The organism is Aurantibacter sp. (assembly GCF_039941195.1).
GTDB lineage: Bacteria > Bacteroidota > Bacteroidia > Flavobacteriales > Flavobacteriaceae > Aurantibacter_A.
In genome coordinates this window covers 1-19,680 of sequence record NZ_JBDVFA010000054.1, presented here as the reverse complement: position 1 = coordinate 19,680, position 19,680 = coordinate 1, and the positions used below count along the sequence as shown (strand labels likewise).

Sequence of the window (19,680 nt, the reverse complement as noted above, 5' to 3'; positions counted from 1 at the left end):
GAAGGCAGTATAAGTATGCCGAAGGTTTTTGATGTTCAATTAAAAGACATAAACTCGAATGCTGTTGCTACAATAGAAAAACATGCTAAAAATAATATTGAACTTACGCTCGATGGAGTTATCGATTTTATTAATAATCGGCATAAAGATTTAGACAGTAATTACAAGGTTTTTAAAGAGCAATTTATTGTTTGTTGGGCGGGAAAAACAAAAGTGGTTAAAAATCAAACTTATTTTTCGCGTGTAGATATCGAATTGATAAATGAGCAAGTAAAACTTTTTTATTCCGCTTTAGATGAAGTAACCATTTCTTATAATGATGATTCTTTTACAACGGTAGAATATGTTCAATTAGAACTTGGAGAAAGTCAAAAATACTTTCCATTGGAGGAAACAAATATCACTTTTGCTGAAAATGGCACCTATCAAATTCAGAGTGCCTTACTTTTTGAACCACCGCAATACGATGCTAAAACGTTACATCATATTTTTAATGCCAACAATGCTTTATTGCAAAAATTGAAAAAAAAAATAAAGTTGAATCCAGCGGAAAATAGAGATATTAAACAATTACCAGATTCTTATGTTATATGCTATTTTAATGGTTTTGAGGATGCAAAAGACAAATTGGAAATAGCTCGTCCTTTGCTAAAAAAATATGATCAAGAGATTTATCTATCCCTAAAAGAAGCACTTAGAATTTTGCGAAAAGTAAAGTATAATTAGAGTATTATTCTTCCATCACTTCTATAAGTTCGTCAATTTTTTTTAATCCATATGTATCCACTTTTTTTACTTCCCATTTACTATAGGCGTATGCCCCTATGTGCACGAAAATGCCTAAAAATATTAATTTGATAAAAAAAGTAATATCACTTAGCCCATCAAAGTATACACCTGAAATGAATAAAAAGTATGCTGGCAATGCTAATATAGCATACGAATACATCGATCTAATTATCGTCTCTTTAAGGTATGTCAGGTAATCTCTATTTTTCTCCAAGTATTCTAAATAGTTTAGAGTAACGGATGTTGGCTTCATTTTCTTCGACCCTACAAGTTGTAACAGATACCAAATTGCCCATAGAACAATAAAAAAACATGCAATTTTTGAAAGTATTGGAGGTACGAGGTATATACCATATATAAACCCCGCTATTACTATAATACAAGCTATTTGGTCATGAATAATTCTATATTTTATAAATCGATGAAAACGATCTAGACTGGATTGCATATCTAGTATCAATCTAGATTTTTCAAATTTAATTTGCTCTGCCTTTGGAGAGGACTGCCAGATTTTTATCAATTCATCTTCCATTATATCATCGGTTTTAAACAATTCAACAATTTATTTTTTATGCGCTTTATTTTAACAGCAACTGTGTTTTCAGTAATACCCGTAACGGCAGAAATTTCTTTATAGGGCAGTTCTTCTAAATACAATGTAATGACTGCTTTATCAGCTTCATTTAGTTGTTTAATACACTTACGTAATTGCATAAGTTGCTCTTGTTGGCCATTTTCTGAAGCATCAGTTTTGTAAATGTTTATGGCACGGCTATCTAGTCTTAGGGTTTTCTTTTGCCTACCAATTTCTTTAGTTTTTAATCGAAGACAAACATTTAAAGTTATTCTGTACATCCAGGTACCAATATTAGCATCACCTTTAAATGATGGCATGGCCTTCCAAATGTTTACTAAAACTTCTTGTAGCAAATCTTTGGTGTCATCGTCATCTTTTGCATAAACTGTACAAATTCGCAGTAACTTATACTGATGCTCTTCTAATGCATTTAGAAAAATATTTTCTAAGTCTTTATTCATAGTTGTAACCTGCTTCTAATTATTTAGTGACAAGGCATGTGAAAATATGACAAAGAATGTCAATTTTTTTAATGAAGTACGGAAGCACAATTTATTCTGTGCTATTATTTAACAATAAAAAGATGTTTTAAAATAGCTGCTCGGCACTAGGTAAAGAAGGTATGGCGCCAAAATTTGTCGTAGTAATTGCACCCGCTTTGTTGGCAGTTTTAATCATGTTTTCTAAAACATCGGTTTCAGAAATAATACTTTTAGGATCAGCTAAAGATGAAATTAATCGCAGTAAGCAGCCAATGAAAGCATCACCAGCGCCAGTAGTGTCAACCGGCTCTACTTTAACACTGCCAATAGTCTTTTTTAAATTTTCGGCGCTTACATAGGTGCCATCACCACCTAAAGTTACCACAACTAAGGGGACACCCATTTCATGAAAACTAGTACAAGCATCTTCCAATTTGCTTTCACCAGAAAGTAATTGTGCTTCTTCTAAACTAAATTTACAGAGATGAGATTTTTGAATAAATGGCATGCATTTTTTAATGAATACATCGGTCTTCGTTTTCCATAAATCACCTCTAAAATTAGGGTCAAAACTTATAAATGAATTTTTAGTTAATGCATCAAATAAATAGTGTGTATAAGCTTCCTCTAAACTACCCCCTAACAGTGCAGTGGCAGCACCAAAATGAACAATGTTATTTTTAAATTGTTGCTTTATAACTTTATCATAGGTTAGTTTTTTATCGGCACCTCTACTAAATACAAAATCTCGTTCACCATTATCAGAAATAGAGACAAAAGCCAAAGTGGTAAAGGTTTTTGATCGTTGAGTTAAACTTAAATCAACTCTGTAATCTTTTAAAACTTGAATTAAAAAATCACCAAACTGATCCTCACCAACACAGCCTATAAAACTACTTTTACCATCAAGTTTAGCAATTGCACAAGCAACATTAGCTGGAGCTCCTCCGGCCTTTTTTGTAAAGACATTAGCCATTGATAGGTCGTTGCCTTGATTTTCAGCTACAAAATCAATTAAAACTTCTCCAATACAAAAAACTGTTTTCATTTAATGGTGTTTCTTTTATAATCATAAGTGGTAAAGTGCAAAAGGTAGCTAAAAAATAGCGATATTTTAATATGCTCTCCTAAATAAATCCTTATCTTTTTATCAAAATATTTAAAACTATAAACACAATGAATTTATTTGATGAAATAAAGAAAAAACTAAGCCATGAATTTATAGATATTGTTGAATGGCTCGACAATACCAATGATACCATAGTACATAGATTTGAACGTTACCAAAATGAAATAAAAAATGGAGCTCAATTAATTGTACGTGAAGGACAAGAGGCTGTATTCATTAGCGAGGGTCAATTAGCGGATGTTTTTAAACCTGGAACTTACACTTTAAACACACAAAACCTACCTATTCTTTCCACTATAAAAGGATGGAAATATGGTTTTAATAGTCCGTTTAAAGCTGAGGTGTATTTCGTAAATACACGATTATTTACTGATGAAAAATGGGGAACAAAGAACCCTTTTATTTTAAGTGATGAGCGTTTTGGAATGGTTGAAATTCGGGCTTTTGGCACCTATAGTTTTAGAGTAAAAGAATCGGGTAAGTTTGTTGTTAATGTTGTGGGTACCGATAGTCACTTTACAAATTACGAGGTAAATGAACACCTTAAAAGCTTAATAGTTACACGGTTTACAAACACCATCGGTGAGGCTAATTTGCCTATTGAAATGTATGCGGCTAATACAACGGAACTTTCGGATACTTGCCAAGAAGTTATGCAGCCGGAGTTTGGGCGCGTAGGAATAGAACTGGAGAAGTTTTATATAGAAAATGTTTCGATGCCAGAAGAACTCAAAAAGGAAATTTTTGAGTATAGTCGATTAGATAAATTGGATATGACTAAACTTTCTCAATTTAAGACAGCAAAAGCAATAGAGGAAGCAGCCAAAAACGAAGGTGGAACAGCCGGTGCAGGTATGGGCATGGGTATGGGTTTTGTTCTTGCACAACAAATGGGTAATATGATGAATCCGACTATGAGGCAACAACCGGTTTCTCAGGTGCAACCTGGAGCGGTGACTCCACCTCCGATGCCAGTTCAAACAATGTATCACTATGCAGTTAGTGGGCAGCAACAAGGTCCTGTGCCCTTTGAAAAATTGCAAGAACTTTTCGCAAATAGAACTGTTAATAAAGATACCCTTGTTTGGAAACAAGGTTTAGATACTTGGGTTGCATTAAAAGATGTACCGGAGTTAAAAGTATTTTTGGGGGGTAATACACCACCGCCTTTACCAACGGTATAAACCTATTTCATTACTCTATAAATAAAGGCCTTATACCTACTTTTAGGTCTAATATTAATATGGAACTATTGGTTCAAAAAAGATTTCCACCGCGATTTAATTATAATTGAATCTGGAAATGATATGAATGGAAGAAGTTAAAAATTCAGAAAGTAAAAAAGCCTGTGCGTCTTGTGGAGCAGAGCTAAAATATAAACCTGGTTCGCATCAAATAAAATGTGAATATTGTGGGTATGAAGAGTTTATAGAAAATTCGAAAAGTAGTTTCGAAGAGTTAGAGCTACAGCATTATTTAAAAGTTGTAGGCGACAATGCGTATACCGAGACTATCGACCTTTTGCATTGTAAGAATTGTGGTGCTAATCAGCATATTGAAGAAAATTTTAAATCGTTGCATTGTGTGTACTGCAGTGAGCCCTTAATTAGAGAGGATGTTCATAAAGAAGGGTGGATTATTCCTGGTGCTCTTGTTCCATTTCAACTCGATACTAAAAAAGCACAATCAATTTTTAAAAGTTGGGTAAACGGAATTTGGTTTGCACCCGATAATTTGAAAAAGGCGGCATTGGACCCAGAGGGATTACATGGTGTATATATTCCCCATTGGACTTTCGATGCAAAAATACGGGCAAGCTATCAAGGACAAAGAGGCGAGTATTATTATGAAACTAAACGAATAAAAACTAAAAGCGGAGTTCAAACGAGACAGGTTCGAAAGACGAAATGGTATGGTGCTTCTGGCACTATAGATGGTTTTGCGGATGATATATTAATTAATTCATCGGAAAAAAAGCGACGTGAAATTCCGCAAAATGTATCCTTTTGGAATTTGGAAGAATTAACAGGTTTTAATTCTAACTACTTATCGGGTTTTGTTACAGAAAAATACACAATTTCGCTTAAAGATGGACATCATCAATCTTTTCAAACAGCAAAAGATATAGCTTATAATATTATTAGACGAGATATAGGTGGAGATACGCAGCGTATACACCATGCAGATATAAAACTGTCTGATGAAACGTTTAAGCATATTTTATTACCCATGTATATTAGTGCTTACCGATATAATGGTAAAGAGTATCACTTTTATATTAATGGACAAACGGGTAAAATTAGTGGCACAAGACCATATTCGTTCTGGAAAATATTCTTTTTGGTGATTTTTATCATTGTTGTTATTGTCTTAATAGCGATTTTTGCACAATGAGAACACTAGTAATAGGAGATATACATTCAGGTTTGCGTGCACTCAAACAAGTTTTTGAGCGGGCCCAAATAACTACGGCTGATAGATTAATATTTTTGGGTGATTATGTAGATGGATGGAGCGAGGCAGTAGAAACCGTTGATTTTTTGTCGGAACTTGATGAAACACATCAATGTATTTTTTTACGTGGTAATCATGATGAATTGTGTTTAGATTGGCTTTCTAATGATGAAATAAATGAAGTTTGGTTGCAGCATGGAGGCCAAGCAACTTTTGATTCGTATCGTAATGATGTAGATGCTAGTGATTTGCATATGATGTTTTATGAGGGCTTGAAGAATTATTATATTGATGAACAAAATAGATTATACTTACACGCGGGATTTACTAATTTAAGGGGAGTAGAACATGAGTATTCTACCAAAACTTTTTATTGGGATCGTACATTATGGGAAATGGCAGTTTCTTTAGATCAAGACTTGAGTGTTGATAGTCCATATTACCCTAAAAGATTACTACATTATCCCGAAATTTATATTGGGCATACACCAGTAACCCGAATGGGTAAGACAACTCCACAAAAAGCAGCTAATGTCTGGAATATAGATACTGGAGCAGCTTTTAAAGGACCATTATCTATTATAGATGTTGATACCAAAGAGGTTTGGCAAAGTGATCCTGTTCATCTGTTATATCCTGGTGAAAATGGACGTAATTAAAAGAGACTTTAAATTAAGACACGTTTTAACTATATTATTGCGAACTTTGTAAAAAATAGAAAATGGCCGAAAAGAATATTAGGTTAGAAGTAATGCAGGCAATTGAACACAAAGTAGATGGGTTCATGAACCAATTTCTTATTCCAGTTGAAGACATATGGCAACCCTCAGATTTTTTGCCAGATTCTGAGAATGACAATTTCTTAAAAGAAGTAGAAACTTTAAGAGGTGAGTCAAAAGAACTGGGGTATGATTTCTGGGTAACTATGGTTGCCGATACAATTACAGAAGAAGCTTTGCCAACATATGAATCTTGGTTAATGGATGTTGAAGGTATTAACCAACATGATGGGAAACCTAACGGTTGGTCTAAATGGGTTCGTGCTTGGACAGGTGAAGAGAACAGACATGGCGATGTGCTTAATAAATATCTTTATTTATCTGGTCGTGTGAATATGCGTGAAGTTGAAATTACTACGCAACACTTAATTTCTGATGGTTTTGATATTGGTACGGATAGAGATCCTTATAAAAACTTTGTATATACTTCATTTCAAGAATTAGCAACAAATATTTCTCATAAGAGAGTAGGGCAAATGGCTAAGAAAAAAGGAAATGCTTTGTTGGGTAAAATGTGTACCATAATTGCAGGTGACGAAATGCGTCATCATTTAGCTTATCGCGAATTTGTTAAAACTATTTTCGGCGAAGATCCTTCTGGTATGATGTTGGCTTTTGCTGATATGATGAAAAAGAAAATTGTTATGCCAGCTCATTTTTTAAGAGAATCTGGTGGTGTCGTTGGTGAAGCTTTTGAGAATTTCTCTAATTGTGCACAACGCTTAGGAGTTTATACTGCACAAGATTATGTAGATATATTGCGTAAGCTGAATGTTTATTGGGAACTAGAGACGGTTAGAAGTTTAAATGATGAAGCTGAAAAAGCACGCGATTATCTTATAAAACTTCCATCTAGATTAGAACGAATTGCGGAAAGAATGAAATTTCCTGAAGATGATTATCGTTTTAAATGGGTAGAAGCTAACGGAAGAATTTAGCATACAACTTTACAATAAAAAAACCTGTTGATTATATATCAACAGGTTTTTTTTGTTTTCAGTTAAACGTGATTACAATTTACCGTGATCATGTTCATCTTGCCATTTAGATAGCTCTGCCCATTTGCCTTCATAACACATTTTTGCTTGCATCGGCCAAGATGCAGGATTGTGAACTTTATAGCGATCACCACCACCATCTAATACTTCTTGACATTTTGCTACAGAAGTTTCTGAAAGTGCTTTCCAAGTTGAAATTCCAGCATCAATAAACATTTGCGAAATTTTTGGACCAATTCCTTCAACAACTTTTAAATCGTCTTGCTTTATAGTTTTACCAAAGACCGCTTTAGCGGCAGCTCCATCAAAAGGAATTAGAGCAGCAACTGCTGGTGCGGCAGCCATAGCTACAGGCGCGGCAACTTTTGCAGATAATTTACCATTACAAGCATCTAAATCAGCTTTAAGTTTAGCATTCTTATCCTGCAATAATTTAAGGTCTGCAGAATTGTCTATTGTTGTGCTTTTTCCTTTTCCAAGTAAATACCCGAATAAGGCACCTAATAATGTACAAAGAAGCGGAATTAACCAGCACCATATATTTGAAAAATCAATATCCATTTTTATTTATTTTTTGTTAGTTATTTAATTTAATGTTACTACGGTTCTTCTATTTTTAGCTTTACCGTCTTCAGTTGCATTACTTGTAACTGGCTGTGTTTGTCCTTTGGAACTTGCGTTGATTTTAGCATCAGAAATACCATTTTTAGTAAGGTATGCTTTTGCAAAATCCGCTCTGTCTTGTCCAAGCTTCATATTGGTAACAGCTTTACCGGTATTATCTGTATGGCCTACTACATTACAGCTAGCATCTGCTACTTTATCTAAGTAATGCGAAATGTCAGCAATTTTTTGTCGCTGTGCTTCTGTTAAAGAAATCGAAGCTTCTGCCGTATTAAAATAAAGTACTAAGGGGTCTGCCTTTATTTTTTCATACAATGCTTTCATGTCATCAGCTGTGGTAGCAGCTTCTGTTTCTAAACTATAAGAAACGGGTCCAAAATAGGTGTTGTCTTTAGCCACCATTTCGTCTTTTAGTTGACCAAATGTATTTACTTGGGTTGACGAAATACCACTTTCAACCAAGCTGTTTTTAACTGCATTTGCTCTTGCAAGACCTAAATTTGGAAAAGCTGAATCGTTAGTCTCATCACTTGTGTAATAACCTGTGATGTTCACTACTTTTTCAGAATTTTCACCTAAAAAGGTTTTTAAAGATCCAATGCAATCGCTAACCTCAGTTGCTAAAGGTGTTAAAATACTTGAAGACGACACATTAAAATTATAATTGTCGTTAACATTACACGCATAACCATCATTGCTTAAGGCAAAAGGATAAGACGTGGCTTCGGGTACTACTGGAGTTACTACTTTTTCGACAGGGTCATTATCTGCTACAGCCACTCCACACGAACTACAGAGATGATAATAGAGATAAATACCTGCCAGAATCGTTAGTAAGATTCCAATCAGATTTGTTGTTGTTTTACTCATTGTTAATAATTATTTAGTGTTTAACCCACAATGTATTAAAAATTTCACTCAAAATGTTAAATTTTTAGCATTTATTATCTGATTGTTAGGTCTTTGAGAGTATATTTTATAGGATGTTCCAGTAAGAAAGGTATAAAACTGTTGATATTCTTTTTTCCTAAATGTTAACCTTCATTCCAACATTTCATAAAGTGACATATAAACTTTAAAATTATTTGTCATGAACTCTATGAAAAACAATAAAGAAGAATGTGTAATCATATACACAGCATCTAAAAAAAGAACTAATTTTTTTATGTCCTATTTTTTGGTGGTGGCGCTTATAGCTCTAGCATCCTGTAAAAAAGAAAATTTACAAGATGCTGTATTGCCTGAAGCTGTTGAAACATCGTCAACCAATGCGGGTAGTACTAATGGAACTAACGGAACAAATGGATCGAACGGGGAGGATGGAACGAATGGTGAAGATGGAAGTGATGGACAAGACGGAGCTGACGGAGCTGATGGAGCTGATGGAACAGATGGTCAGGATGGCGCAGATGGTCAAGACGGTGTGGACGGTGTTGATGGACAGGATGGTGCTGATGGTGCTCAAGGCCCACAAGGAGAGCAAGGTCCTCAAGGTGAACAAGGAGAACAAGGAGAACAGGGTCCAAAAGGGGATACGGGTACAGCCAATGTAATTTATTCTGATTGGTTTTCACCTACAGGATGGGATAAAAGTACTGTATATACTAAGATTCACTTTGATTATATTAAATCAGTTCCTGCAATTACTCAAGATATTTTGGATAAAGGAACAGTTTTAGTTTTCGCAAATTTAAAGAGTTATGCATCATCTATTTGGCCTTCAGGTCAGGTGGGTCAACTTCCAATAACTATTAATTTAGGAGGGGACATTCATACTACATGGTCATCATTTAGCAAATTAGGTAAACTAAGAATAAATGTAGTGGACAGAGGAAATACATATAATGGTTTTACAACAAACTATTTGTTTCGTTATGTAATAATTCCTGGTGGAAATGCAGTTGGTATTGGACCAGTTATATCTTCAAAGCAATTAGAGGATTACAGTAAAATGTCTTATAGCGAAGTTTGTGCAGCATTAAATATCCCTGAATAAAATAGTGTTTGAGTTAGGTTGGTTATTCCGCCGATGGTTTTGACAACTGTGTCCAATGCTTTCGGCGGATTTTAACTAGTGAACTTATGAATATTACAATAGGTTTACTGATAGAATTTAGACTAAACCATTTATACAAAATAATGGTACAGTTATACAAGATATTTGCAGATTGGCACATATCTAGAATAAACAAGGAAACAATATCCTATTTTTAATATGTTAATTAGAACAAATGAAAACGAGAATAGTAAATATGTTGACATTCTTTTTAATGGTAATGGTGTTGGGAACACAAACGCTATTACATGGCAGTTGGACTATAAAAAAAACTGAGAATGCCAGCTCAAATAGTAAAACAAGAAATTAAGTCCTATTCGTATTAGAATATTTATTTAGTAGTTTGATATAGTTAGTTTTAAATTAACCGTTGTAATTCAAACTTGTCTTTCGGGGGAACGGACAAGTGAGAGAGCAGCGGTTTTTTTTTGCTTACTTTTTACAATTCTTGTTAACTTTTAAAACGAATTAAAGATCGAATTTTATTCCTTGGGCAAGCGGTAGTTCGGTAGTATAATTAATCGTGTTTGTTTGGCGTCTCATATATACTTTCCATGCATCTGATCCCGATTCTCTGCCACCTCCTGTTTCCTTTTCGCCACCAAAAGCACCACCGATTTCCGCACCAGAAGTACCAATGTTAACATTTGCTATACCACAATCACTTCCAGCAACTGAAAGAAAGTGTTCTGCCTCACGAAGATTATTCGTCATAATTGCAGATGAAAGTCCTTGTGCAACATTATTTTGAATGTCGATTGCGTTATCAATTTTTCCAGAATATTTTAATAAATATAGAATTGGCGCAAAAGTTTCATGTTGTACTATTTTATAATCATTTTTAGCTTCAGCTATTGCCGGCTTAACGTAACATCCACTTTCGTAACCAGTACCCTCAAGTTTACCACCTTCCACAATTATTCGGCCACCCTCTTCTACAACTTGATCCAAAGCTACCTCGTACATTCTTACCGCCTCTGTGTCTATTAACGGTCCAACATGGTTGCTCTCATCTAACGGGTTTCCAATTCGTAATTGCCTGTAAGCAGCAACGACAGCATCTTTAACCTTGTCATAAATAGAATCATGAATTATTAACCTTCTTGTAGATGTACATCGTTGTCCTGCTGTACCTACTGTACCAAATACAGCTCCAATTACCGTCATTTTAATATCGGCATCTGGAGTAACGATAATAGCATTATTCCCTCCTAATTCTAATAACGATTTGCCTAATCGGGCTGCAACTGTTTGTGCAACTATTTTTCCCATTCTTGTGGAACCTGTAGCTGAGATAAGCGGAATTCTTGAATCTGAAGTCATCATTTCACCTACCTTATAATCTCCGTTTATTAAACAAGAAATACCCTCCGGTAAATTATTTTGCTTTAATATTTTTGAAATAATATTTTGACATGCAATACCGCAAAGTGGTGTTTTTTCCGATGGTTTCCATACACAGACATCACCACATATCCATGCTAATGTAGTATTCCAAGCCCAAACCGCAACCGGAAAATTAAAAGCAGAAATAATACCAACCACTCCTAACGGATGGTATTGTTCATACATTCTATGGCCCGGTCTTTCTGAGTGCATAGTTAATCCATGTAATTGACGTGAAAGTCCAACGGCAAAATCACAGATATCAATCATTTCTTGAACTTCACCCAACCCTTCTTGATAGCTTTTTCCCATCTCATAAGAGACCAATTTACCAAGTGGTTCTTTTAATTCTCTTAGCTTATCACCAAATTGCCTCACTATTTCGCCTCGTAATGGGGCTGGTTTTTTTCGCCATGATTTAAAAGCTGTAGTAGCAGATTGCATTACTTCATTATAATCTTCTGCAGTAGTTGTTGTAACCTTGCTAATTAAAACCCCATCTACCGGAGAATGAGAATCAATGCTAGGTCCAGTTCCAAAGTTTTTTTGGCCTGTAGAAGTGCCCTTGTTGTTGATAGTTATTCCTAATTTTTCTAATGCTTCTGAGATACCAAATGCTGTTGCTATGTTTGTCATTATTTAACTTTTAACGCGTGTATTGTTGTGATTTAAACAAATTTACGAATATTAAATGTTAACTAAAGAGAATAAGAAGTATTGTGATTAACGCTGGTAAACCTTGAATAATAAATATTTTTTTAGATACAGAAATTGAACCATAAATACCTGCAACTACAACACATCCTAAAAAGAAAAGTGCAACATTATCTTTCCAAATAGCATTGGAAATAAAAAAAGTCCAAATGAGGCCGGCCGCTAAAAAACCATTGTATAAACCTTGATTAGCAGCCATAGATTTGGTTGGTTCAAACAAATCTTTAGGGAAATTCCTAAATATTTTTGGGCCTTTAGTGGTCCAGGCAAACATTTCAAAGTATAAAAAGTACAAATGTAAAAAGGCTACAAAAGCAATAAGAATATTGATTATTAAATTCATAAGATTAATTTATTTAAAACTATTCCACTACTTAATTGCAAAAAAAGCTGCGGATTACCCTATAAATCTCTTATCTACAGGCATTACTGTGCCGCAATTATCACAAGTTCGAAGTTCTTCTGAACCGTAAAATACTTTGAAATGTGCAAGGAAATCCTTTTCTATATCCTCTAAGGTAAAATAGGCTTCATACAATTTATGATTGCAATTATCACAAAACCATAATAGGCCATCATCAATTTTCATATCAGCACGTTTGCGCTCAATTACCAAACCAAGACTTCCTTCATGACGAACTGGAGAATGTGGGACTTTTGCAGGATGTAAATACATGTCACCAGGACCTAATTTCATCGTTTTCTTCTGGCCATCTTCCTGAATATGTACTTCAATATTCCCTTCTAATTGATAAAAAAGTTCTTCAGTTTCATTGTAATGGTAATCTTTTCGGGCATTCGGACCGGCTACAATCATTACAATATAATCTCCAGATTCTTTATAAAGATTTTTGTTACCAACAGGTGGCTTGAGCAAATCTCGGTTTTCGGAAATCCAATTGTTAAGATTAAATGGAGGAGCAATAGCCATAACTATAATTTGAATTATTTAGGTAATTGCAGATGCAAATAACCTAAAAACAGATTTTATCAAATTTAAAAAAAGAATCCGACATGCCCCCGGAGTAAATAACAAAAAGAAATGTTAGCGATAGAACAGTTGCGTGAAGTATAATTTACCTTCAGCGTCGATTTTGACACTTACAGCTGTATGAGTAAAGTCGCCTTCCATAGTATTTTTATGACTTGTGCTTGCTAACCAATTTCCATAAGCACCGGAAGCCGTGTCAAAATTTCTCGCTACATTTTCAGCTATATATTCAACATCTACAGCAGCTGCAATTTTTGATGCACGTGAACTAAAATTGTCATGGCTTAAACTACCTTTAGAAATCATATAGTCGTTGTGAGCATTTGCCTCAACATACGCTTCTTCACTAAATTCAAGAGTGTTTACGCCAATAGATAAACGGTGATCATTTACAATATTTAGAAGCTCTTCCTCAACAACGGTATTATTTTTTGCTACTATGGTGCCAATATCGTCTGTAGTCTCTAAGGATTCTTTGCTGCACGAACTCCCCAAACATACAAACAAGACCAACATAAAGTGTTGTAATCTCATTTTCATACTTATATTTCTTTAAAGTAGGTCGTTCTAGTACCACTTTAAGTAGGAGAAAAGAAAGGGGAAATTCTTGTGTTCTAGTGTTGAACTGGGGTTCCAACGTTACGAATATAGAAAAACTTGATAGGGCAGTAATCGAATAAATACGTTTTTCGACGAAATACACGAACTATCTACTTTTTGTAGTCCAAAAGTGACATATTTTATAATCTCAATTAGCAATACTTACAAGAAATATGCTCTTTTAAAATTAACCAGTTTTAATAATTCAAGGGTTAATCAAAACTGTAAGAGTTATTTAAGAACTATAGAAGCAATAGTTTGATTATGAAAAATGTAGATGAGTAATGACTAATAAGTATTCAAACAAAAAAAGGAATTGTTCGAAAACAATTCCTTTTCATAATTAATACAAACATTAGTTCATATTAAATCATTTTTATTGCTCAAGAGTTTTACCTTCTTCATCAAGAGTTAAAGAACCAACTGTTCCGTCTTCTAAGGCAACTTCTAATTTATAATGATTTTCTGCGTTTTTCTCAGCTTTATTTATTGTTGCACCTGGGTAGCTAGCTTCAATCATATCTGATACAGCCTGAGGTACTTCTTCAACAGAAATTTCAGAAAAACTATCTTGAGCTACAACTTCAGTTGCTGCTTCTTGCGTTTCAGTTGCTGCTTCTTGAGCAAATGTAGCGAAACTTCCTAATGCGAATACTGCTGTAAAAATTAACTTCTTCATAATTCAAATATTTTAAATTAAACTGTTATTATTAATTGTTTAACCTAATTGAAAATAATATGCCATGAATTTTAAAAAATGTATTTACTTGATAATTAGATTATTATAAATTACAATTATTTGTTGTAATGTGTATTTATGTGGTATTTCGAAAAAGAATGTGTAATATTTTCCCAACATTAAAAAGTAAAACTTGCGTTTGGAGTAGTTTTAAGAAATACTAATTTACAAATTGAACGATACCCTTAAACTTCGGAAGATTCAGAACTTTCCTCCTTTTTTAAAACCTTAGAAAATATAAAAACGCCAATTTCCTTTATTGGTTCATAAAGCACAGATTCTTGTACACTATCTTTTTTTACCATGCCTAATGAACTATTTGCACGTTCAATAAAGACTAAAATTGCACCTAGTATTACTGCTACTTTAAGAGCTCCGAAAAGTGCACCGGCAATTTTGTTTAGGAGACCAAGCATGGCAAAATTAGCAACCTTAGTTAACAGCTTGGCTAAAAGGTTTACTCCAATTACTATAAGTATAAAAGTGATTATAAATGAAGCAGTGCTAATATAACGTTCATCCCAATTCATGTTTTCAGATAAATAATCGCCAACATAATAAGAGAAATGGATTGCTCCATAAATACCGGCTATTAAAGCTATGATTGATGCTAGTTCTACCAAAAGACCATTTTTAAGTCCTTTGTAAAGTCCATAAACAAGAAGTATCCCTAAAATTATATCTAAAAAACTCATAAGGCAAATATAGCTTTTTGATTTGTACCTTTGGATTCGCTTTGTGCTCGTGCAAGGTCCAAAATTAATTGAATATTTAGTTATAATGTCTAGAGACGTACAATTAAAAGAACGCTGGGAAGTATTGGTTGAAAAACTATCTACTCAATTTGCTGATGGAGATGTTTTAGAATTGGATGCTATTATTTATTTGGTTGGAATACAAGAATTAGGGCAATACCATAAAAAATATAAAAAAGATGATAAGCTCGATTTAATGCATATATCAATATGTCGTTTGTTAGAGCCCTATGGATATTATGAGTTTGATTATTTTGATACTGACGGATGGCCACATTATACGGTTAAAGAAGAATTGCCAACATTAAAAGCAGGTGAGCAATCGGTATTAATGAAAGAGGCCATTGTTAATTATTTTATAGAGAAAAAATACATTAATTAGTACTAAATTTTGGAAGCAAGAGAACCCTATTATGCTGTAATATTTACTTCAAGATTAACAGATAATATTGAAGGTTACGCTGAAATTGCTGAACAAATGAATGAGCTTGCGAAACAAGAACCTGGTTACATCGATTTTGAAAGTGCTAGGGATGAAATAGGAATTTCAATAAGTTATTGGGAAAGTTTAGAAGCTATTGCAAATTGGAAGGCGAATACGGAGCATTTATTCGCACAAGAAAAAGGGATTATGGATTTTTATTCTTATTATAAAGTTCGCATTTGTTTAGTTGAACGTGAATATGATTTTTATCGGTAAACTTCAAAATTCTTACGAGACTGAGACCATTCTTAGAAAAAAAAGTATTGTAAGAAATCGTTGTTCTTTCAAGAAGCCATCTTAAGATTTCTTTATAGTTCTATTATCTAATGAAGCTGTGGTACATTTTATTATTGAGTGATATTACACTTTTGAATCCGCACTTTAACCATTATATTTGGTAGGATACCTCTAAAACAATTCAACCATGGCCGAAAAGTATATAGTCTCTCTTGATCAAGGCACTACAAGTAGTCGCGCATTACTTATAAATTCTGAAGGAAATATTGTTGCAATGGAACAACAAGAATTCCCACAAATATTTCCAAAACCGGGTTGGGTAGAACATAATCCAAAAGAAATATTGGGTTCACAGATTGCTGTTTTGAAACAATTGTTACACAATCAGAATGTAGATCCAACTTCAATAAAGGGTATCGGTATCACAAATCAGCGTGAAACTACTTTAGTATGGAACAAAATTACAGGTGAACCTGTTTACAATGCCATTGTTTGGCAAGATAAAAGAACTGCTAATATTTGTGAAGAGCTGAAAGAGCGTGGATTATCAGATTATGTAAATAAAACAACCGGATTAGTTATTGATTCGTATTTCTCTGCTACCAAAGTTAAATGGATATTAGATAATGTTGCTGGAGCTAAAGAACAAGCCGAAAATGGTGATTTAATAATGGGCACTGTAGATACTTGGTTAGTTTGGAATATGACGAAACGGGTAAATCATGTCACTGACTACACGAATGCTTCGCGTACTATGCTTTATGATATTTCAGAATTAGAATGGGATCAAAAACTTTTAAAAGAATTGGAAATTCCAGAAAGTATGTTGCCAAAGGTGAGTCCATCTTCACATCATTTTGGTGATTATGAATATGAAGGAGTGAAAATTCCGATTGCTGGTATTGCAGGTGATCAGCAAGCGGCTTTATTTGGTCAGGCTTGTTTTGAGAAAGGCACAGCTAAAAATACGTATGGCACGGGCTGTTTTATGTTAATGAATACAGGCCAGAAGCCGCAATTCTCTGAAAATGGCTTATTAACTACAATAGCTTACGGCTTAGATGGTAAAGTTTTTTACGCTTTAGAAGGAAGTGTTTTTATAGCTGGAGCAGCAATCCAATGGCTTAGAGATGGATTACAATTAATTAAGAACGCCAAAGAAACAGAAGCCTTAGCAGAATCTGTACCCGGTGAAAGTTCGGTATACGTTGTACCTGCATTTGCGGGGCTCGGAGCACCTTATTGGGATATGTATGCGCGTGGAGCTGTTTTTGGATTAACAAGAGACACCGGAAAAGCACATTTAGCAAAAGCTACTTTAGAATCTTTAGCCTATCAAACAAAAGATATATTGAATGCTATGCAAGAAGATTCCGGAGTTGAATTGGCTAATTTAAGAGTAGATGGCGGTGCATGTGCTAATAATTACCTAATGCAGTTTCAATCGAATATTTTAGGTTGTGAAGTGCACCGCCCAAAAGTCATTGAATCGACAGCTATGGGAGCTGCTTTTTTAGCTGGAATACAAGTAGGGATTTGGAAACAAAGTGATATCAATCAAAAAAGAGCTCTAGATAAGATTTTTGAACCTACTTTTGAAGAAGAAAAACGAGACCGAATGTATGGTAAATGGCAAAAAGCCGTCAAACGTACCAAAGGCTGGGAATTAGACTAATTCGATTTCATTCTATAATTCTTTGGATTAACAAAATCAGATAAATTTTCATGAAAAACATACCCTTTTCAAACCTAAATAGAGCTGCAACTATCAAAAAAGTAGCAGATGAAGAATTTGACCTTGTTGTTATTGGTGGAGGTATTACCGGTGGTGGAATTGCATTGGATGCTGCTTCTCGAGGATTGAAGGTTGCCTTAGTCGAAAAAGGTGATTTTGCTTCTGGTACAAGTAGTAAATCCACAAAATTGATTCATGGTGGGTTGCGCTATCTCAAACAATTTGATTTTTGGTTGGTAAAAGAAGTAGGATCTGAACGTGCCATTGTACACAAATTGGCACCACATTTAGTGATACCTGAAAAGATGCTTCTTCCGCTAATTGAAAATGGTTCATACGGAAAATGGTTAGCCTCTATTGGGTTAAAAGTGTATGATATTTTAGCACAGGTAACAGGTGATGATAAAAGAAAGATGCTTGAAAAGAAAGAAGCATTGAAAATAGAACCATTGCTTCCAAAGAAAATATTGAAAGGAGCGGGATACTATGCTGAATATAGAACCGATGATGCTCGTTTAACTATTGAAAATATAAAAACTAGTCTGCAGTTTGGGGCAGTGCCCTTAAACTATGCTGAGGTTACTGATTTTGTTTATGTTGATGAAAGAGTAGCCGGAGTAAAAATTAAAGATGGTATTACTGGTGAAGATTATGAAATTAAATCGAAATATGTAATTAGTGCTGCCGGTCCTTGGGTTGATGAGTTGCGTGGCAAAAACAATTCTAAAAAAGGAAAGCAATTGCATTTAACCAAAGGTGTGCATTTGGTTTTTCCGTATGAGAAACTGCCCGTAAAACATTCTGTTTATTTTGATGTGCCCGATGGAAGAATGATGTTCGCAATTCCACGTGGAAAAATTACTTATGTGGGTACAACAGATACCAATTTTAATAAGGATAAGGATAATGTTGATATTGATTTGGCAGATGCTATTTATTTGTTGTCTGCAGTAAATCATATGTTCCCAAAAATTAATTTAGAAATGAAAGATATTATTTCTTCTTGGGCGGGACTGAGACCCTTAATACATGAAGAAGGTAAATCTGCTTCTGAACTTTCTAGAAAAGATGAGATTTTTACTTCTAATTCGGGCTTAATTAGTATTGCAGGTGGTAAGTTAACAGGTTATCGCAAAATGGCAGAACGGGTTGTAAACCGTATTTCCAAAAAGATAGAAGAGGACGGTGGTGCAGAACTAAAAGAATGTGCAACAGATAAAATTCCACTATGTGGAAATGTAGATTTTAAAAAGGCCAAACATGTTAAGAAATATATCGACGAGATTTATAGTCGTTTAAAACCAGATGGTTTTACAAAACATGATGCTTGGTTTTTAGTTACCAATTATGGGAAACAAACAGAAACGATTTTAGATACTTATGCAACCCTAAAAGATAAAGACATATACGAGCGAATGGCAAAAGCAGAGTTGCGTTTCGGTATCGATTTTGAAATGATACAAACTCCAATGGATTTCTTTATCCGTAGAACAGGTCGATTGTATTTTGATATCGAAAGTGTTCGAACTCTTATGGAACCTATACTTTCTGAGTTTAAATCTATTTTTGAGTTAGAGGATAAACAAATTTCGGAATGGCGAGAAGAACTTTTGGCTCAAATTGATACGCATTCTAATTTTACTTTAGATCGGGTTTGATAAGTTCCATTCAATAGGATTCTTTTCAGTACTACATTCTGAATCAGGTTTTTGGGTAGGGTTGTTCAGAAAATCTTCAGCAATTTCAAAAAAGCAGGGATTGTATAGATTATGAGCCTCATCAGGAAATAGGACCCCATGACCATTTTTCAAATGTTTCAGCGACTCATTCGCATTTCGTACAGGAGTTACATGGTCTAGACCTCCACTGACCATAAGTGTTGGAATATCAGAAACTACAGGTTGATTTTCAATTTCTGAAGCCCTGAAAGAATGCCAATTAGAAAACAATTCGAAACCAGCCTTTACAAGTTCAGGTTCATCGTTCATTAGCACAGATTGTTCTAGAGATTTTTTCATAGCTGCTAAATCATAGAAAGCAAGTTCGTCATAAATCATTACCGAATAATTCATTGACCAATTAAGTAAATCATATAGTGATTCTATTTGTTGTAATGCATTGGTAATGTGTTCGCTTTGGCCATTTTCTAAG

At 34.3% G+C, this 19,680-nt stretch carries 23 protein-coding genes; 11 read left to right on the top strand and 12 right to left on the bottom strand.

Annotation, left to right across the window (positions count from 1 at the left end):
• Positions 1 to 726, top strand: a 726-nt coding sequence (locus ABJF52_RS09260) for a DUF5929 domain-containing protein (protein WP_348149336.1), incomplete at its 5' end; no start/stop codon positions are given.
• A gap of 4 nt (positions 727 to 730) precedes the next feature.
• On the opposite strand, the gene ABJF52_RS09255 is transcribed toward ABJF52_RS09260, so the two are convergent.
• The 3 genes from ABJF52_RS09255 to ABJF52_RS09245 all read right to left on the bottom strand — a co-directional run bounded on the left by ABJF52_RS09255 (position 731) and on the right by ABJF52_RS09245 (position 2,896).
• Positions 731 to 1,321: a hypothetical protein gene (locus tag ABJF52_RS09255; protein WP_348149334.1), complete on the bottom strand. Its 591-nt coding sequence runs from the start codon at positions 1,319 to 1,321 to the stop codon at positions 731 to 733.
• Positions 1,321 to 1,827 carry an RNA polymerase sigma factor gene (locus ABJF52_RS09250; protein WP_348149332.1) on the bottom strand — a complete coding sequence of 169 codons (507 nt, stop codon included), beginning with the start codon at positions 1,825 to 1,827 and terminating at the stop codon, positions 1,321 to 1,323. The genes ABJF52_RS09255 and ABJF52_RS09250 overlap by 1 nt, the downstream gene beginning before the upstream one ends.
• Before the next feature lie 127 nt (positions 1,828 to 1,954).
• A complete protein-coding gene (locus ABJF52_RS09245; protein ID WP_348149330.1) occupies positions 1,955 to 2,896 on the bottom strand; it encodes a carbohydrate kinase in 942 nt (313 codons plus the stop codon).
• 128 nt (positions 2,897 to 3,024) lie between these two features.
• On the opposite strand from ABJF52_RS09245, the gene ABJF52_RS09240 reads away from it, so the two are divergent.
• The 4 genes from ABJF52_RS09240 to ABJF52_RS09225 all read left to right on the top strand — a co-directional run bounded on the left by ABJF52_RS09240 (position 3,025) and on the right by ABJF52_RS09225 (position 7,148).
• The gene (locus ABJF52_RS09240; protein WP_348149328.1) at positions 3,025 to 4,161 is read left to right on the top strand and encodes an SPFH domain-containing protein; all 1,137 of its coding nucleotides are present in this window, start codon (positions 3,025 to 3,027) and stop codon (positions 4,159 to 4,161) included.
• A 127-nt stretch (positions 4,162 to 4,288) separates the two neighbouring features.
• A complete protein-coding gene (locus ABJF52_RS09235; protein ID WP_348149326.1) occupies positions 4,289 to 5,371 on the top strand; it encodes a DNA helicase PriA in 1,083 nt (360 codons plus the stop codon).
• Complete coding sequence (locus tag ABJF52_RS09230; RefSeq protein WP_348149324.1) at positions 5,368 to 6,090, top strand: metallophosphoesterase; 723 nt, start codon at positions 5,368 to 5,370, stop codon at positions 6,088 to 6,090. Before ABJF52_RS09235 ends, ABJF52_RS09230 begins: the two co-directional genes overlap by 4 nt.
• A 62-nt stretch (positions 6,091 to 6,152) precedes the next feature.
• Positions 6,153 to 7,148 carry an acyl-ACP desaturase gene (locus ABJF52_RS09225; protein WP_348149322.1) on the top strand — a complete coding sequence of 332 codons (996 nt, stop codon included), beginning with the start codon at positions 6,153 to 6,155 and terminating at the stop codon, positions 7,146 to 7,148.
• Positions 7,149 to 7,220: 72 nt separating this feature from the next.
• Here ABJF52_RS09225 and ABJF52_RS09220 read toward each other — a convergent pair whose 3' ends face one another.
• Both ABJF52_RS09220 and ABJF52_RS09215 read right to left on the bottom strand, forming a co-directional pair.
• Positions 7,221 to 7,769 (bottom strand): hypothetical protein, encoded by a 549-nt coding sequence (locus tag ABJF52_RS09220; RefSeq protein ID WP_348149321.1) that lies wholly within the window; start codon positions 7,767 to 7,769, stop codon positions 7,221 to 7,223.
• A gap of 24 nt (positions 7,770 to 7,793) precedes the next feature.
• On the bottom strand, positions 7,794 to 8,702 hold the full coding sequence (locus ABJF52_RS09215) for an OmpA family protein (protein ID WP_348149319.1): 909 nt from the start codon (positions 8,700 to 8,702) through the stop codon (positions 7,794 to 7,796).
• Between the two features lie 220 nt (positions 8,703 to 8,922).
• Here ABJF52_RS09215 and ABJF52_RS09210 point away from each other — a divergent pair, with 220 nt between their 5' ends.
• Both ABJF52_RS09210 and ABJF52_RS09205 read left to right on the top strand, forming a co-directional pair.
• Positions 8,923 to 9,828, top strand: coding sequence for a hypothetical protein (locus tag ABJF52_RS09210; RefSeq protein ID WP_348149317.1), 906 nt, complete (start codon positions 8,923 to 8,925; stop codon positions 9,826 to 9,828).
• Positions 9,829 to 10,063: 235 nt separating this feature from the next.
• Positions 10,064 to 10,198, top strand: coding sequence for a hypothetical protein (locus ABJF52_RS09205; RefSeq protein ID WP_348149315.1), 135 nt, complete (start codon positions 10,064 to 10,066; stop codon positions 10,196 to 10,198).
• A 158-nt stretch (positions 10,199 to 10,356) separates the two neighbouring features.
• On the opposite strand, the gene ABJF52_RS09200 is transcribed toward ABJF52_RS09205, so the two are convergent.
• From ABJF52_RS09200 to ABJF52_RS09175, 6 genes are all read right to left on the bottom strand, one after another.
• Positions 10,357 to 11,910 carry an aldehyde dehydrogenase family protein gene (locus tag ABJF52_RS09200; protein WP_348149313.1) on the bottom strand — a complete coding sequence of 518 codons (1,554 nt, stop codon included), beginning with the start codon at positions 11,908 to 11,910 and terminating at the stop codon, positions 10,357 to 10,359.
• Positions 11,911 to 11,968: 58 nt separating this feature from the next.
• The gene (locus tag ABJF52_RS09195; protein ID WP_348149311.1) at positions 11,969 to 12,331 is read right to left on the bottom strand and encodes a DUF1304 domain-containing protein; all 363 of its coding nucleotides are present in this window, start codon (positions 12,329 to 12,331) and stop codon (positions 11,969 to 11,971) included.
• Between the two features lie 54 nt (positions 12,332 to 12,385).
• Positions 12,386 to 12,919, bottom strand: coding sequence for a 3-hydroxyanthranilate 3,4-dioxygenase (locus ABJF52_RS09190; protein WP_348149309.1), 534 nt, complete (start codon positions 12,917 to 12,919; stop codon positions 12,386 to 12,388).
• Positions 12,920 to 13,033: 114 nt separating this feature from the next.
• Positions 13,034 to 13,519 (bottom strand): CAP domain-containing protein, encoded by a 486-nt coding sequence (locus ABJF52_RS09185; RefSeq protein ID WP_348149307.1) that lies wholly within the window; start codon positions 13,517 to 13,519, stop codon positions 13,034 to 13,036.
• Between the two features lie 436 nt (positions 13,520 to 13,955).
• Complete coding sequence (locus ABJF52_RS09180) at positions 13,956 to 14,258, bottom strand: hypothetical protein (RefSeq protein WP_348149306.1); 303 nt, start codon at positions 14,256 to 14,258, stop codon at positions 13,956 to 13,958.
• Positions 14,259 to 14,503: 245 nt separating this feature from the next.
• Positions 14,504 to 15,013 (bottom strand): CvpA family protein, encoded by a 510-nt coding sequence (locus tag ABJF52_RS09175; protein WP_348149304.1) that lies wholly within the window; start codon positions 15,011 to 15,013, stop codon positions 14,504 to 14,506.
• Between the two features lie 85 nt (positions 15,014 to 15,098).
• Here ABJF52_RS09175 and ABJF52_RS09170 point away from each other — a divergent pair, with 85 nt between their 5' ends.
• From ABJF52_RS09170 to ABJF52_RS09155, 4 genes are all read left to right on the top strand, one after another.
• Positions 15,099 to 15,455 (top strand): hypothetical protein, encoded by a 357-nt coding sequence (locus ABJF52_RS09170; RefSeq protein ID WP_348149302.1) that lies wholly within the window; start codon positions 15,099 to 15,101, stop codon positions 15,453 to 15,455.
• 9 nt (positions 15,456 to 15,464) lie between these two features.
• Complete coding sequence (locus tag ABJF52_RS09165) at positions 15,465 to 15,773, top strand: antibiotic biosynthesis monooxygenase (protein WP_348149300.1); 309 nt, start codon at positions 15,465 to 15,467, stop codon at positions 15,771 to 15,773.
• A gap of 208 nt (positions 15,774 to 15,981) precedes the next feature.
• Entirely contained in the window at positions 15,982 to 17,469 is a 1,488-nt protein-coding gene (gene glpK / locus ABJF52_RS09160) for a glycerol kinase GlpK (RefSeq protein WP_348149298.1), read from the top strand.
• A gap of 50 nt (positions 17,470 to 17,519) precedes the next feature.
• Positions 17,520 to 19,187, top strand: a complete 1,668-nt coding sequence (locus tag ABJF52_RS09155; RefSeq protein ID WP_348149296.1) for a glycerol-3-phosphate dehydrogenase/oxidase — start codon at positions 17,520 to 17,522, stop codon at positions 19,185 to 19,187.
• Here ABJF52_RS09155 and ABJF52_RS09150 read toward each other — a convergent pair.
• The coding region (locus ABJF52_RS09150; RefSeq protein WP_348149295.1) for an alpha/beta hydrolase at positions 19,173 to 19,680 on the bottom strand (508 nt) is incomplete at its 5' end. The two genes, ABJF52_RS09155 and ABJF52_RS09150, sit on opposite strands and share 15 nt — an antisense overlap.